This is a genomic window from Evansella sp. AB-rgal1, from assembly GCF_041820985.1.
Classification (GTDB): Bacteria; Bacillota; Bacilli; order Bacillales; family Salisediminibacteriaceae; genus Evansella.
On the sequence record NZ_JBGUAU010000009.1, the window covers coordinates 179,810 to 194,757 of the forward strand.

A 14,948-nucleotide genomic window follows, 5' to 3' on the forward strand; every position below is an offset into this window, starting at 1 on the left:
CTTCTCTTGGGAAAAAAATCGGAGGGTCTATAACTACAAGCAGAGGAATTTAGACCCCAAATGTAAGAAGAAGAAAACTTCCTATCCATAGGAAAATTGCAATCTGTGTAATCAGATACATTGTATATTCAAAGGTTGTTAGTTTTCTTTTTCGCTTCGTTTTTCTCAGCTGACGAACAAAAATGAAGGAACAAAGGAGAAGTACTGCAATAGAGATTTCATAAATGTTTTCCAGAAGATTAATCAAAAGGTTTCCCTCCTTCCTCTCTATGATTTATATAATCCATCCATTCATGTCCTTCAGGAAATTGGTCGTTTAATGAATCTCTTAGCCATCTCCACTTCGAGATACATAGTTTTGGAAGGACACTATGTAAATCATAATGATCTTTTTCTCTAATTAATGAACTGCCACCTTTATAAAGTAATTGAATCTCCGGTCTCAAATATGGAACAGAAGTCGTAGTTTGTAATCCAATCTCTTCTAAAGGAAGTTTAATTGTTTTTTTCCGCTTATAAACCCACTTGTTTTCATCTGTATCAAAAATCATTACTTGGAAAGCCCAAGTAGAACTTCCTTTCTTTTTTACCCAGATATTATCATATGAAGAAAGTAATGTTTCATTCTTTTTCCAGGTAATTAATTCTCCTTTAACAGCTTTATATAAGTCCCACTCTTCTTCTAGGTGCTTTTGAATTGTTAAATGATCCTTTCTTAAGATAACAACATCAATATCCTCGTGCTCTCTTGTTATTTCTCCTAAAAAAAGATCTATCGCCCAACCGCCAGCAATCCACCATTCCACTGGGATTCCCTTAAATATATTCTGGATTTCTCTAACTGATAGCGGCTTCCATATTTCCACCAAGACCTTCGCCTCACCTTTGTACTAAATTATTTATTCCATTACAGTTCTTCGAAAATTATTTTCTTCCATTCCCTCATTCTAGCTCAACGAAGTGATCTCCTCCTGATCGATCAGGAGACTCTAAATAAAAAAACAACCTAAGATCTTTATTAAAAAGTTCTTAGGTCACTTCACACATAATGCTCTTATCCCAACTCTTTCTCTAAAAATGCGTAAAAGTCTACCCACTCGTCGATGAGCTTCGAGGTTGGTTTTCCTAATCCATGACCAGCTTTTGCTTCTAATCGAAGTACAACGGTAGAATCTGGAGATGCTTTTTCTAGTAACGTCGCTGCAAACTTTTTCGCATGCGCCGGCACAACTCGGTCGTCACTTTCCGCTGTCGCAATAAGTATTGATGGATACTTCTCCCCTTCCTTAATGTTATGAAGTGGAGAGTATTTATAAAGGAATGGGAAGTGTTCCGCAATTTCTGCGTTTCCGTATTCTGGAATCCAATACTTACCGATCGTGAATTTATGATACCGCAGCATATCAATCACCGGCACTCGACAAACAACCGCGCCAAACAAATCTGGACGTTGTACCATACATGCCGCAACTAATAGACCACCATTGGAACCACCCATGATGGATAACTTCCCTTTACTCGTATACTTCTTTTCTACCAAATATTCACCTGCAGAAATGAAGTCATCAAACACATTTTGCTTGTTTTCTAACATCCCAGCCTTATGCCATTCTTCGCCATATTCAGAACCACCACGTAAATTGGCAACAGCGTAGATACCGCCTTTTTCCAACCATCGCAAAACTGCGGGATTAAAAGCAGGAGTTAAGCTGATATTAAAGCCACCATACCCAAACAAAATAACAGGGTTTTCCCCATCCATCGGAAGATCCTTTTTCTTCGTAAGAAACATAGGTACCTTCGTTCCGTCTTTGGAATGGTAAAAAACTTGTTCCGTTTCAAAATTTGATATGTCTACTTTCAGCTCTGATTGAGAGAAGACATGAAGCTTCCCTCCTTCAAAGTCATATCGATACACGACCGTCGGACTTAAATAAGAAGTCAAACCGAAGAACATCTCTGTCGAATCATGTTTTCCGGAAATATCCGTAATAGACCCGATCATTGGGATTTCGATCTGTTTATGATAGCTTCCATCTTTGTTGTACAGATGAATCTGAAAATGAGCGTCGTGTAAAAAGGCAATTACAAATTTACCTGAAATAAACTTCACCGCTCCCATAACATCGTCTTGCTGAGGCAACACTTCCTGCCAATTCTCGCGTGTTGGTTTTTCCATATCGATTGCAATGATGCGTCCACGAGGTGCATCTAAGTCTGTTTTGAAGTAAAACAGAGAACCCTCGTTATGAATATAGGAGTATTGTGCATCCTGATCATCTAATAGGCGTGTAAAATCCTCCGTTGCTCCCAGCTTTTTTACGTAAAACCGATTTTGTGCCGCTGTTCCATGGAATACGTTCAAGCACACATACCCATCATCATGGGTAACGAATGGAGCAAACATAAGCTCTTTGTTATCAAGCTGCTCATGAACAAGAATATCTTCCGCTTGCTTCGTTCCTAATTTGTGGAAATATACTTTATTATAATTTCCTTCTTCCTCTTCCTCAACCGTACCTGGTTCAGGAAATCGACTATAGAAAAATCCAGTGCTATCCGGTGCCCATGCAATGCTTGTGAATTTAACAAACTGAATATGATCACTCAAATCTTGTTTACTTTCAATCTCTTTCACAAAAATCTCTTGCCAGTCACTTCCATGAGTTGAAGTAGCATAGGCAAGATAACGGCCGTCACTACTAAAGGCAAAGTTCGTCATCGCAACCGTACCATCGTCACTAAGTTTATTAGGATCTAGTAGAATGGAATCCGTTTCTCCCTCACGTTTATACAATACAGCTTGGTTTTGAAGCCCATCATTTTTTTGGAAAAATAAAGTGTTCTTTACTCGCTTTGGTACGAAGTGCTTCGGATAATTCCATAACTCTGTGAGTCTCTCCTTATCTTCTTCTCTCGTGGTTGTTTCCGCGAAGTAGGCATCACATTGTTCCCCTAGCCCCTTTGCCCATTCGATATTGTCGAGACTTTTCGGGTCCTCCAACCAACGATAAGGATCCGCCACCTTCGTGCCGTGAAAATCTTCTACTATGTCACTTTTCTTTATAACTGTCATTATGTACCCCTCCCTCTTATCTTTTATTTCGACAAACGAAATGAAATCCCTTCTGCTCGAAAACGAAACTAATAGAAAGATCAACTCGTATAGAAAGTAAAGATAATATCAAGTTATATTTCAAAAATATGAACATCTTAAGACAACTTTACAAAATGATATTCTTTTAGAAGATAGTATGCTATATTATAAAAAATGATAGAAACATATATTCAAAGGGGAGTAGCGTTGGAATGAGGTACCTTATCATTCCAAAATAAAGTCGTCATGACATGATCTGAAAAGACATCGGCTTTATTGACCTTACGAGTTTAGCGAGACCTTTGGCTGTCCAATGCGGGCAGGCAAAGGTCTCGTTTTTTTTCGTTTTATTGGATCTCAAGACACACACGCGATTATAAGGGGGTGCTGAAGAAAAGCAAATTTACTTAAGAAGCAATCTACTCTTGTTTTTACAAATATAGAAAGAGACATAGGAGAGGAAAATGTAGGATGATAACATATCAGAAGTCGCCGGAAGAAGTGCTTACAGATGTGGATTCTTCTATTCAGGGGATATCCAATGAGGAAGCTTCAAAACGATTGGAAAAAGAGGGTTTTAATGAAATTGCCGAGGGAGAAAAGGCGTCTGTTTGGAAGTTGTTTCTAGAGAGCTTCAAGGATGCGATGGTGGTGGTTCTCCTTATCGCTGCTGGGGTTCAGCTTGTTTTGGGAGAATACGTTGAATCTATCATTATTTTTATCGTATTAATCATGAATTCGGTTATTAGTGTGGTTCAGACGAAGAAGGCGGAGAGTTCTTTGGACGCGCTTCGGCAAATGTCTGCTCCTACAGCGAAAGTACTTAGAAATGGCGAGAAAGAAACGATTCCTGCGCGCGAATTAGTGCCTGGTGATATTATTTTTCTAGAAGCAGGGGATTATGTTCCTGCGGATGGGCGAATTATTGAGAACTCTTCGTTGAAGGTAAACGAAGGAATGTTAACGGGAGAATCCGAGTCCGTTAATAAGCAAATCGATGTTATCTCGGAAGAAGTGACCATCGGTGACCGTTTGAACATGGTATTCAGTTCTTCGCTTGCTGTTTATGGACGAGCGACAGTCGTTGTTAGTGAGACAGGGTTGAATACGGAAATTGGAAAGATTGCTAGCATGCTTCAAAATGCGGAAGCGAAACAAACTCCGTTACAGCGAAAACTTGATGTGTTTAGTAAGAAGCTAGGAATCGCTATTTTACTTTTAAGTGTTTTTATTTTCCTAGTAGAAGTGGGGAGAATCTGGCTTGGTCCTGCAACAGCGGATACAACAGCTGCCATATTATCTGCGCTAATGTTCGCCGTTGCGGTTGCGGTTGCGGCAATTCCGGAAGCACTTCAATCCATTGTTACGATTGTATTATCTGTTGGAACACATAAAATGGCGAAACGTCATGCGATTATCAGAAAGCTTCCGGCAGTAGAAACATTAGGATCCACCAGCGTTATTTGTACGGATAAAACGGGTACGTTGACGCAAAACAAAATGACGGTGATGGAGCACTTCCACCTCGGAATTCATCGAGCGAGTTTACCAGAAGACCCTTCGTTGTGGTCGGAAAACGAAATGGAGCTCATGAACACTGCTATTCTGTGTAATGACTCTTCGATTTTGCAGGATGGAAATGAAATTGGAGATCCTACGGAAGTGGCGCTCATCCGTTTCGGTCTCAAAAAAGGCTATGATGTGGAAGAAGTTCGTAAAAGTTTTCAACGAGTTGGAGAGAATCCGTTTGATTCCGACCGCAAAAGGATGTCTACTCTTAATAAAGTGGGCGGCAAGAAAAGGCTCTATCTGAAGGGTGGACCGGACGTTGTCCTCTCCCTCGTAAATCGTGTGTATGTGAACGGGGAAGAAAGGGCGATTACTAGGGAGGATTTAAATGCTTTTCGGAAAACAAATGAAGATTTTTCTGAACAAGCATTACGAGTTCTTGCGTTTGCGTATAAAGACGTGTCGGATGATCGAGTTGATATTGAGATAGAGGATGAAAAGGATCTTGTTCTCGTTGGATTAATCGCGATGATTGATCCTCCACGCGAGGAAGTGTACGATTCTATTGCTCAAGCGAAAGAAGCTGGTATTCGAACTGTCATGATCACGGGCGATCACAAGACAACTGCTCAAGCAATTGCTCGGGAGATTGGGTTAATGGAAGAAGGAGATGTGGCTGTTACTGGTGTGGAACTGGATCTTATGTCTGATGAAGAATTAGATCAGCAACTCGAACGAATTTCTGTGTATGCTCGTGTTTCTCCAGAAAACAAGATTCGAATTGTCCGTGCTTGGCAAAAGAAAGAACAAGTTACTGCTATGACGGGAGACGGGGTTAACGATGCTCCGGCTCTGAAGCAAGCGGACATTGGAATTGGGATGGGAAGCGGTACGGATGTAGCGAAAGATGCTTCTGCAATGATTTTGACAGATGACAATTTCGTTTCTATTGTGAATGCGGTTGGTGTTGGCCGTACTGTTTTTGACAATATTAAAAAAGCGATTGGCTACCTTTTTGCAGGAAACCTTGGGGCAATCATCGCAATTATTTTTGCGGTAATCATGGGTTGGGCAAATCCATTTACCGCGTTACAGTTGCTATTTATTAATCTAGTTAACGACTCGCTTCCTGCGATTGCGCTGGGTATGGAGAAAGCTGAGCCTGATGTGATGAAGCGAAAACCTCGAAAAATGAACGAGGGAATCTTCTCTGGAGATACGCTTCGTGCTGTGGTGAACCGAGGTATCTTAATTGGTGTGGCTGTTATTATTTCCCACTACATCGGACTACAGCATTCCGATGAGATGGGAATTGCGATGGCGTTTACGACGTTAATTTTAGCTAGAACGTTACAAACTTTAGTGGCGCGTTCGAACACGCAAACGATGTTCGGTGTTGGGTTCTTCACAAACAAATATGTTCTTGGAGCACTTTTATTCTGCTTTACATTATACAGCATTACAATTATGCCGTTTGCGCGTGACGTGTTTGCTATTCCAACTACGTTTGGATTTAATGAGTGGCTGGTTGCAGTTGGACTAGCGATTGGTGCTGTTGTGATGATGGATGTTGTGAAGGTTGTACAGGTGAAGTTTGGGAAGAAGGCTTAAAAAGATGAAGGGCGGCATTATTCAAGGTTTTGAATAGAGAAAACTTGTTTTCAAAAGCGCAATGTCTAATGAAAGACACATAACAACTTTTACGTTGTTATGTGTCTTTCGTCTTTTTATAGATTATTAGATTTAGTAATGCTGTGAACTTAGTTTGAGCTTATGTTGCGACTTTCTACCCGCAGTTGGTAATTTAAGTTTATTTTGGTTTCCCGGCGCTGTCTTTTTGTAGCTCTTTCGGGAATTGAAAACGCTCTTCGATTCCCGGTCCAGCCCTTCTAACCACTCCTTCGGGAATCCAAAACGCTCTTCGATTCCCGGTCCGACCTTCTAACCACTCCTTCGGGAATCCAAACGGCTCTTCGATTCCCGGTCCAGCCCTTCTAACCACTCCTTCGGGAATCCAAACGGCTCTTCGATTCCCGGTCCGACCTTCCAACCACTCCTTCGGGAATCCAAAACGCTCTTCGATTCCCGGTCCGACCTTCCAAACACTCTTTCGGGAATTGAAAACGCTCTTCGATTCCCGGTCCAGCCCTTCAAACACTCTTTCGGGAATTGAAAACGCTCTTCGATTCCCGGTCCGACCTTCCAAACACTCTTTCGGGAATTGAAAACGCTCTTCGATTCCCGTTCCGACCTTCCAAACACTCTTTCGGGAATTGAAAACGCTCTTCGATTCCCGACGCGGCCTTCCAAACACTCTTTCGGGAATTGAAAACGCTCTTCGATTCCCGACGCGGCCTTCCTAACGCTCTTTCGGGAATCCAATTTTCACCTTTCGCAAACCACAAACTACCTACTACCAGTGAAAAATCACCACACGCCCCACGTGTGGTGATTCGAGACAAGCTAACTTATTCTAATCTTTTAATGATACTGCTTCAATATCGACTCCAACTTCAACGCTTTCGGTATTTCTCCTTTTACCTTTAGTTTCCCTGTCATGAAGGCGGCAGTTCCACTTAGTTTTCCATCTAAAAATTTCTGAAAGCTATCGAAGGACATAATGAGTGTGCAATCTGGTGGAGAAGTAGCTTCCTCCGTTACTTTCGCCTGACCATCCTGTAAATGTAACTGAAACGTTCCAGCTTCATCTCCTGTAATTTGAAACTCGTAAATTAGCTGAACATCTGATATGGGCTCCGGATTTTCATTTAGCATTTTTTCAATTTCATGAACAGTCTCTAGTAACGTCGCTTGTTTTTCGCTCACAATAAATCCCCCCTAGTTTTCAAAAAAATATGTTCTTAATCGCCTATTTTGGCTTCGTCTTGTGTAGATATTTTCCGCATCTCCTCATCACGCAAAGCTCGTCGTAATACTTTCCCTACGAGAGTTTTAGGAAGATCTTCTCTAAACTCATACAACTTCGGCACCTTATACGCAGCCAATTTTTCACGACAATACGCATCAAGTTCTTTTTCGGAAACTTCCATTCCATCCTTGAAAACAATATACGCTTTTACTGTTTCCCCTCGGTATGGATCTGGAATGCCAAGAATGACACATTCAAGCACCGCAGGATGTTCGAATAAAACCTCCTCTACTTCGCGAGGATAAATATTATATCCACCGGCAATGATCATATCTTTTTTCCGATCAGCAATGTAGAAATGTCCTTTTTCATCCATATAACCCATATCACCAGTGAACAGCCAGCCATCTCTCAGGGTCTCTTCCGTATCTTCAGGTCGATTCCAATAGCCCTTCATCACCTGAGGACCTTTAATGGCAATTTCTCCAATTGCACCGACGCCCACTTCTTCGCTAGTTTCTAATGACACAATTTTTACATCCGTATCAGGCCACGGCAAACCAATACTTCCGCTCACTCTTTCTCCGCCCCAAACTAAGTTGCAGTGAGTTACCGGGGAAGATTCTGTTAATCCGTAGCCTTCAACTAAAATTCCATTTGTCACCTTTTCAAATTGCTGTTGAACCTCTACCGGCAAAGGCGCGGAGCCACTGATACACGCCTTAATGGAGGACAGATCATATTTTCCGATGTCAGGGTGATTTAGTAGGCCTATGTACATCGTTGGTGCGCCTGGAAAAATCGTTGGTTTTTCTTTATCAATCGCTTTTAGGGCATCCTTCACATCAAACTTCGGCAATAAAACCATCGTGGAGGCGAGAGATATACATGCATTCATTACAACGGTCATTCCATAAACATGGAAGAACGGAACCATTCCCAGGAATTTTTCCTCCCCATACTCCACTTTGAAAATCCAATGTGTGCACTGAAGGACATTGGCTACAAGATTCTTATGAGTGAGCATTACTCCCTTTGCCACTCCCGTTGTTCCTCCAGTGTATTGCAGGATTGCCACATCGTCCGGATCTGTTGCCATCTCGATTGGTTCGTTTGGAGCTTCGTTCATCACCTTCATCCATGACAGAACTTCGTCCGAGTATGGTACCTTCGTGTTCATACCTCTTTTCTTTGATACAAGTGGGAAAAATAGATTTTTTGGAAAAGGCAAATAGTCTTTCAAACTTGTAACTAGTATCTTTTTTAGATTCGTAGCATGTCTTACTTTTTCCACTCTCGGAAAAACCCAGTCCAATGCGATGATAAACGTTGCTCCCGAGTCATTTAACTGGTGCTCCAACTCTCGCTCCACGTATAACGGATTTGTTTGCACAACAATACCACCAGCCATCAATACCGCATAATAGCTAATCACCGCTTGCGGGCAATTTGGGAGCATAATGGACACTCGTTCCCCAGATTTCATCCCTAGTTGTCTTAAGCCATTGGCCAGTTTCACAGTACTTTCATACAGCTCTCGATAAGTTAAACGTTGCCCCATAAAAACTATTGCGTGATTATCTGGTCTTTTCTTATACGCATCCTCTAAGAAGGAAACAAGGCTCTTATCTGGATACGTAATCGATGTAGGAATTTCTGAAGGGTACTGAGCTAACCACGTTTTCTCTTTTAATACCAATAGAATACCTCCTAACAATAAAATGAATGAATAACCATTCATTTTTCACTACTTATATTATAGTGTAAGCGCAAACATTTTGAAAGGGTGTTTTTTTATTTTTAAGAATTTTTTAAAAATAGTTTTAGTGGATTGTTTCGGGTGGGGAAATTGTACGTTAAGTTAGGTTGGTAATTTTGAGAAAAAGGCCAGGTTCCTATTTGTATGAACCTGGCCTTTTTAATATATTTTTTCTATTTTTTCCTAAATCAACAACCCGTTTGTTAAGTATCACAAATTATAATATTGAAATAACAGACCAGAAAAATTTTTTCCAAATATCGTCTACTTTTCTCCCAACTTCATCTAAAGATAAATGGAATGTTATATATTTGTAATTATCAAGATGATACCTAGAAGGATAAGAATGACACTTTGATTCGATTCGTCAGTAAAGAGAACTAATATAACAGAAAAAATAAGAGCAGGAATAACTTCTGCATCAAGTAAGAGTGATATGATTATAGTTAGTATAATCAACGTGCTAGTAGTTACCAACTGTTTCATTTGTTTATTTTCTTCATTTTTAATTTTCTCCCCCCCCTTTTTCTTTACTTTATGATTGCAAGAAAAAGAGGGTACCAAATTTTTATTAATTTAAGAATGCTGCCGCTATACAACTATTGAGTCGTAAAAAAAGGAGAGCCATTCCCTGTTCTTCCTTCTGGCAAATCGTCTCAACAAGGAAGCAGTAGAACCGTCCCTACTGCTTCCTAGTTCCGCCAAATACATCCAACGAGTCTAGTTTGTTTCCTTTGAAGTCAAACAATGTTAGGTTCGCCCAGTTGTTATCATGCTCCACAGACCAATGTTTTTTGGACGGAATCCAACAAGGTTCCCAGTAATATAAGCCTGCCCCATTTTGGTTGGTTGTGTTTTGAATAATCGAGATTACGTCTTCGAAATACTTGGCTTGTCCTGAAACGGTTGCAGGGTAGCCTTCTAGTATCTGATCTTCTGAGTTAACGATAAACGATAAATCCGTATCATCCGATGATATGGTCCACGGATATGCTACTTCCACCACAATGATATCCTTATCATAACGAACAGATAGATCACTCAAGTTATGTTCCAAGTCGCTTAGTTTTCCATGCCACCAAGGGTAAAAGGAAAGACCGATCACATCATATTCCACACCTAACTCGTGGATCTTATCGTAAAACTTTCTACTTTTCTCATTGTCTCCACCACGATCAATATGTACCATCGTCTCCACGTGATCTTCTTCCGTTATCGCTGCTTGCAATCCAGTCAATCCTGCTTTTATTAGTTGCGCTAGGTTTTCCCATTGCTTGCCATCATCAAATCCTTCTTCCAATACGCGCCCTTCGTCCCACAGCATGCCATGGATAATTTCATTCCCTATTTGCACCATGTTCGGGAGTACCCCTTCATTTTTCAGAGATTGGATGGTGTCTCTTGTAAAATCATGCACTGCATCCACAAGCTCATCAAAAGAGTAGTTTTCCCATTCCTTTGGTTTCGTTTGTTTCCCAGGGTCTGCCCAATAATCCGAGTAATGAAAGTCTAATAAAAAGTGCAGTCCATGCTCTTTGATTCGCTTGGCAACTTGGATCGTTCTCTCGAGGTTACAATATCCCCCTTTCGGATCGTTCCATAACCTCAGACGTATGGAATTCACACCAGACTTCTTCAATATTTCAATCACATCAACTTCCACATTATTGTTGTAGAATTTCCCACCTTCTGTTTCAATTTCATCAACAAAAGATATATCTACGCCTCTTATGAACTGTCTATTCATTATCTAAGCCTCCATAAACATTCTTTTTTTGAAAACTATCGTTCATTTCATTACAAATAGTTTATTGATTCTTTATTTTTTTCAGATAGGTATAAAAACAGTTGTTTTCATGATAACGGTTTTATAAGGGGAGTGCAAAATGGATCACACAAGGGAATCCTTGAGTTACACACTAAAATAAATATTAGAATGTAATGCAAAACGGCCCGAACAGTTCTTCGTGCCGTTAATTTATCATAATATTCTTTTTTAAATCTTTTTTTATGACCAATGCTTAGCAATCCATGAGGTTCCCTTAGTTGTGCAAGTTTAAAACAGTAAGTATGAAGGTTCTCCTATTGTAATTACTTGAAAACTTGTTTGTTTTTCACAAACTGAATAAACCAATATAAGGCGATCCAAGGTAAAATAAATTTGGTTCCCCATTCAATGAGCGGAACCAAAATCCCGAAAGCATTATAACCTATGTAATCAAAACTTATAAAAATTACAAACAACACTACTAGTCCAACACCAAAATATAATGAGTACTTCATCCTTTTATCCCCTCTTTCTGTATGTAAATTGCTGTCTCCATCTTTGATATCAATTTCTCTATAAAACCCTTTACTATTTTACAAATCTGGTTCCTTTAATGACTTATGAACTATTATGAGAACCATCTTGAAAACGGTAGATTTTATAATCTCCATTATCTGAGGAAAACCTTAATATATTCCCGTCTTTTGGTACGCCTTTAAAGTAAGCTCCTATACACCCAGTGGTACATCGATGTCCTGATAGCAATATATTTACTTCTTTTCCAAGGTTTTCACTTTCAAGATCCCCCATAAATTGAAAAACTCTTTCTACAAATGAACCTGTTTCTTCCACTCCTTTGTAAATGGTAGAATCAGGAATAATCCCAGCCATTTTCACCTCACTCACTTTTCGTCGATCAGCTTCTCCCAAATCAAATACATCTAGTCTCGCATCAATTATTGCTTCTTTTCCAGTTGCTATCTCTGCTGTTTGAATAGCCCTATCTTGCGGAGAAGAAAAGACATAATCAAAGGTTATGTTCACGAGTTTATCTCGTAATTGCTCTGCTTGTGCCACACCATATTCATTTAGAGGCAAACCACATCGCCCTTGCATTCTACGTTCTTTATTTAATTCGGTTTGGCCATGCCTAACAACATAAATCATGTAATCACCTCTCCTCCTCATGTTGGTTAACAGTAGGTTATTTAACTATAGAGAGTACTATTACTGTCCAAGAATGATTTTCCTACGATCTTTTTCTTCTTTCTTATTTACATATACAAAGAACCCAAGACGATTCCCCCAAGGGTCAGAGAATGTTCCCCATTTTACAGGAACCTCTTCTCTTGAATAGATATCAAACTCTTCAATAGATAACTCTGCAACCAGACGCTCTCTTTCAGTTTCTATGTCAGATACTCCAAACCGTAAAGGACCACTTGCATCTGCTGGAGTACCCTCAGCAACTTGCAACCAACACCCAGGGATTATTTCCCATTCTGCAAAACCCTCGTGTGGGATAAAATCAGGTTGTCTATTAAGTAAAGTTTGATACCACTTTTGCCCTTCACCAATATCTTTAACGCGAATTTGATTAGTCATTTCAAATATTACATAAGTCACCTCAAGTAGGTATCCATATTTACATCAAAACAATGTTTCCATGGTAAGAATTTATAAGTGAATACTTCTGAATAATCCGTCATTTACTAATAATAATTGTACCACATTTTTCCACAGATCATTATGGAGATCTAAATCGTCCCTCACTTAACCAACTGTTAACCTGCAGGTAACAAGGGAAATATCTATAGTGTCCTTTTCACTACACAAATAAGCCCCTCATACAAAACAAGAGACTGGAACACGCGTGTTTTTAACATGAGAAATGAGAAGAACTGATACTTTATTCGCTACTAGATAAACTTGGCTTATCGCAAAGTTCTTAATGGCGAAAGCCTCAGGTTATTTTATACTTTAATCCTTTAGCGAAGTTAAACTTTCTTAAAGTATGAAAATATACTTCGCTTTCCACGGGCGGCTGGTGAGCCGCCGAGCGTATAAGCACTCATGGGATCTCACCCTTGCCTTTTTATCCCGCCGAAGTCTTCGTTTCTTTCCCTCCGCACACACTCTATATGATTGGAAGGAACAGAAGATCCATGGTTAAAGCTTTCCTATATAATTCAAGCTTTCAACATCCATTGAATCTATTTCACCGTCCAAGATTTTTCTTAAATCCTCCAGAGTTTCTTTCAGAGAAACGACTTCCCCTTTTTTACCGGTTAATTCCTCTGCAACATAAAATGGCTGAGTTAAATATGCTTCGAGCTTTTCCCCTCGACGATACGTATCCCGTTCTGTAGCAGGCAGTTTCTCCATTCCACTGAAAGTTACTAAAGAACGCAACTCCCGATATCTACGTAGAAGTTTCTGTACCCTCTGTTGAACATTCAAATGATTTTGCTCTAAATGTCCACCTTCTAAGATGGATGAGGTAGAGTAAAGAGGGTTAATTGCTGGGAACTTCCGTCTTGCGGCTAAGTCTGCATCAAATTGCCAAAGTGTCTCCAAAGGACCATAAGGAAGATCCTCATCCACAGCCTCCCCCTTTAAATCAACCAAGAACGTTGTCAAGGTAACACCAACATTACTTAACCGTTCTTGAAGCTGGTGAATGTCACCTGTCAGTACATTTGATCGATCAGCAGCAAAGGCAATATCGCTGTCTTTTCCTAAAACAACCAGTTTTTCGTATGCTTCATCAACCGAATTTACTTGTACATCCACTTCTCCATAGACATCCTTTATCTCTGGATGATCTCCGGTAGGTACCAACAAGACCGTAGTAAATCCTTTCTGCTTTAAGCGGTTAAACAGTTCGGCTAGTACAACCAATTGCCCCATCCCAAACCTCGCAACTAACCCGACAGTACCACCCTTTGTTAAAGGTGCGAAGGCATCAAGAGTTTTTATCCCGGTTTCAATCATTTCCATCTTCTCCCCTCTGATAATTAAATCGTCCAAGCTACAATCTGCTAATGAGGCAAGTGCAACTAATGTTCTTACTTCTGCACGTGCAATTGGAATTTTCCCTGTACACAAATTGGATACAGTTGCAGGACGCAAGCCAACTGAACGGGCTGCAGCTGTTAAATTGGGAACTTTTCGTCTTAATAAAGGTACATTCAACTGAATATTTTCCAATCTTTCCATTATACCCCTCCTTCCCTTACTTTATATAGTAATACTAATTACGTTTAAAAGCAATAGACAATTACCTTATAAGGTAATAAATTTTAATTAGAGAGTAATTTTGTGTTTTAGCATAGCAATATCTACTACCCTTGAACTCTTCTATCACCAAGTTCCGGTTATTGTTAAAACAATAACGAGAAATTCAGAAAAATGTTAATTGCACGATTTTAACTTTTTATGATTAAAATATCAGCCTGCGAACCATAATATCATTTGTAGCAAGGTTACTTCGTTCCACAGTAGCTCAGTTGGTAGAGCAATCGGCTGTTAACCGATCGGTCGTAGGTTCGAGTCCTACCTGTGGAGCCATCTTTTTGACTGATAATTCCCTTTTTAATATGATTAGATAAACTTGGCTTATCGCCAAGTCCTTAATGGCGAAAGCCTTAGTTTATCCTATACTTTAATCCTTTAGCTAAACTTTCTTAAAGTATAAGAAAAGCACCTACTCTTCCCATAAAGGGTTTACTTCAGAGGTGCAAACAAACCATTCGTAAAAAAACCGCAAGGCGCCCCAATTCCGCCTAAAAGCAGCCCACGTCCTGTGGACACGGCATCATATCGACATCCTGTCTCCCAACGAAATGCAAATGTTCTGGACGAACGAAAAGCGGAATCCGCTTGCATATCTGCGAAGAAAAATGTTCTTTCAGTTGAAAAGTGCTTTTTACTTTTCTAACTGGAA

General features: G+C 40.0%; 13 protein-coding genes and 1 tRNA gene. 2 read left to right on the forward strand and 12 right to left on the reverse strand.

Features of this window, described 5'->3' with window-relative positions:
* Positions 1–49: 49 nt before the first annotated feature.
* From ACERII_RS09950 to ACERII_RS09960, 3 genes are all read right to left on the reverse strand, one after another.
* Positions 50–247 carry a hypothetical protein gene (locus ACERII_RS09950; protein WP_373641994.1) on the reverse strand — a complete coding sequence of 66 codons (198 nt, stop codon included), beginning with the start codon at positions 245–247 and terminating at the stop codon, positions 50–52.
* A complete protein-coding gene (locus ACERII_RS09955) occupies positions 240–866 on the reverse strand; it encodes a nucleotidyltransferase domain-containing protein (protein ID WP_373642009.1) in 627 nt (208 codons plus the stop codon). Before ACERII_RS09955 ends, ACERII_RS09950 begins: the two co-directional genes overlap by 8 nt.
* Before the next feature lie 188 nt (positions 867–1,054).
* The gene (locus ACERII_RS09960) at positions 1,055–3,076 is read right to left on the reverse strand and encodes a prolyl oligopeptidase family serine peptidase (protein WP_373641996.1); all 2,022 of its coding nucleotides are present in this window, start codon (positions 3,074–3,076) and stop codon (positions 1,055–1,057) included.
* A 492-nt stretch (positions 3,077–3,568) separates the two neighbouring features.
* Between ACERII_RS09960 and ACERII_RS09965 the strand changes: the two genes are divergently transcribed.
* A complete protein-coding gene (locus ACERII_RS09965) occupies positions 3,569–6,217 on the forward strand; it encodes a cation-translocating P-type ATPase (RefSeq protein WP_373641997.1) in 2,649 nt (882 codons plus the stop codon).
* A 199-nt stretch (positions 6,218–6,416) separates the two neighbouring features.
* On the opposite strand, the gene ACERII_RS09970 is transcribed toward ACERII_RS09965, so the two are convergent.
* From ACERII_RS09970 to ACERII_RS10010, 9 genes are all read right to left on the reverse strand, one after another.
* A complete protein-coding gene (locus ACERII_RS09970; RefSeq protein WP_373641998.1) occupies positions 6,417–6,656 on the reverse strand; it encodes a hypothetical protein in 240 nt (79 codons plus the stop codon).
* 431 nt (positions 6,657–7,087) lie between these two features.
* Complete coding sequence (locus tag ACERII_RS09975; RefSeq protein ID WP_373641999.1) at positions 7,088–7,432, reverse strand: SCP2 sterol-binding domain-containing protein; 345 nt, start codon at positions 7,430–7,432, stop codon at positions 7,088–7,090.
* A 35-nt stretch (positions 7,433–7,467) separates the two neighbouring features.
* Entirely contained in the window at positions 7,468–9,174 is a 1,707-nt protein-coding gene (locus tag ACERII_RS09980) for an AMP-binding protein (protein ID WP_373642001.1), read from the reverse strand.
* 363 nt (positions 9,175–9,537) lie between these two features.
* The gene (locus ACERII_RS09985) at positions 9,538–9,720 is read right to left on the reverse strand and encodes a hypothetical protein (RefSeq protein ID WP_373642002.1); all 183 of its coding nucleotides are present in this window, start codon (positions 9,718–9,720) and stop codon (positions 9,538–9,540) included.
* A gap of 196 nt (positions 9,721–9,916) precedes the next feature.
* Entirely contained in the window at positions 9,917–10,981 is a 1,065-nt protein-coding gene (locus ACERII_RS09990; protein ID WP_373642003.1) for a glycoside hydrolase family 53 protein, read from the reverse strand.
* Between the two features lie 344 nt (positions 10,982–11,325).
* Positions 11,326–11,517, reverse strand: coding sequence for a hypothetical protein (locus ACERII_RS09995; protein ID WP_373642004.1), 192 nt, complete (start codon positions 11,515–11,517; stop codon positions 11,326–11,328).
* 103 nt (positions 11,518–11,620) lie between these two features.
* Positions 11,621–12,169 carry a histidine phosphatase family protein gene (locus tag ACERII_RS10000; RefSeq protein ID WP_373642006.1) on the reverse strand — a complete coding sequence of 183 codons (549 nt, stop codon included), beginning with the start codon at positions 12,167–12,169 and terminating at the stop codon, positions 11,621–11,623.
* A 60-nt stretch (positions 12,170–12,229) separates the two neighbouring features.
* Positions 12,230–12,607 (reverse strand): VOC family protein, encoded by a 378-nt coding sequence (locus ACERII_RS10005; protein WP_373642010.1) that lies wholly within the window; start codon positions 12,605–12,607, stop codon positions 12,230–12,232.
* 564 nt (positions 12,608–13,171) lie between these two features.
* Complete coding sequence (locus ACERII_RS10010; protein WP_373642011.1) at positions 13,172–14,212, reverse strand: ATP synthase beta subunit C-terminal domain-containing protein; 1,041 nt, start codon at positions 14,210–14,212, stop codon at positions 13,172–13,174.
* 284 nt (positions 14,213–14,496) lie between these two features.
* Between ACERII_RS10010 and ACERII_RS10015 the strand changes: the two genes are divergently transcribed.
* Positions 14,497–14,572, forward strand: a tRNA-Asn gene (locus tag ACERII_RS10015).
* The last annotated feature ends 376 nt before the right edge of the window (positions 14,573–14,948 follow it).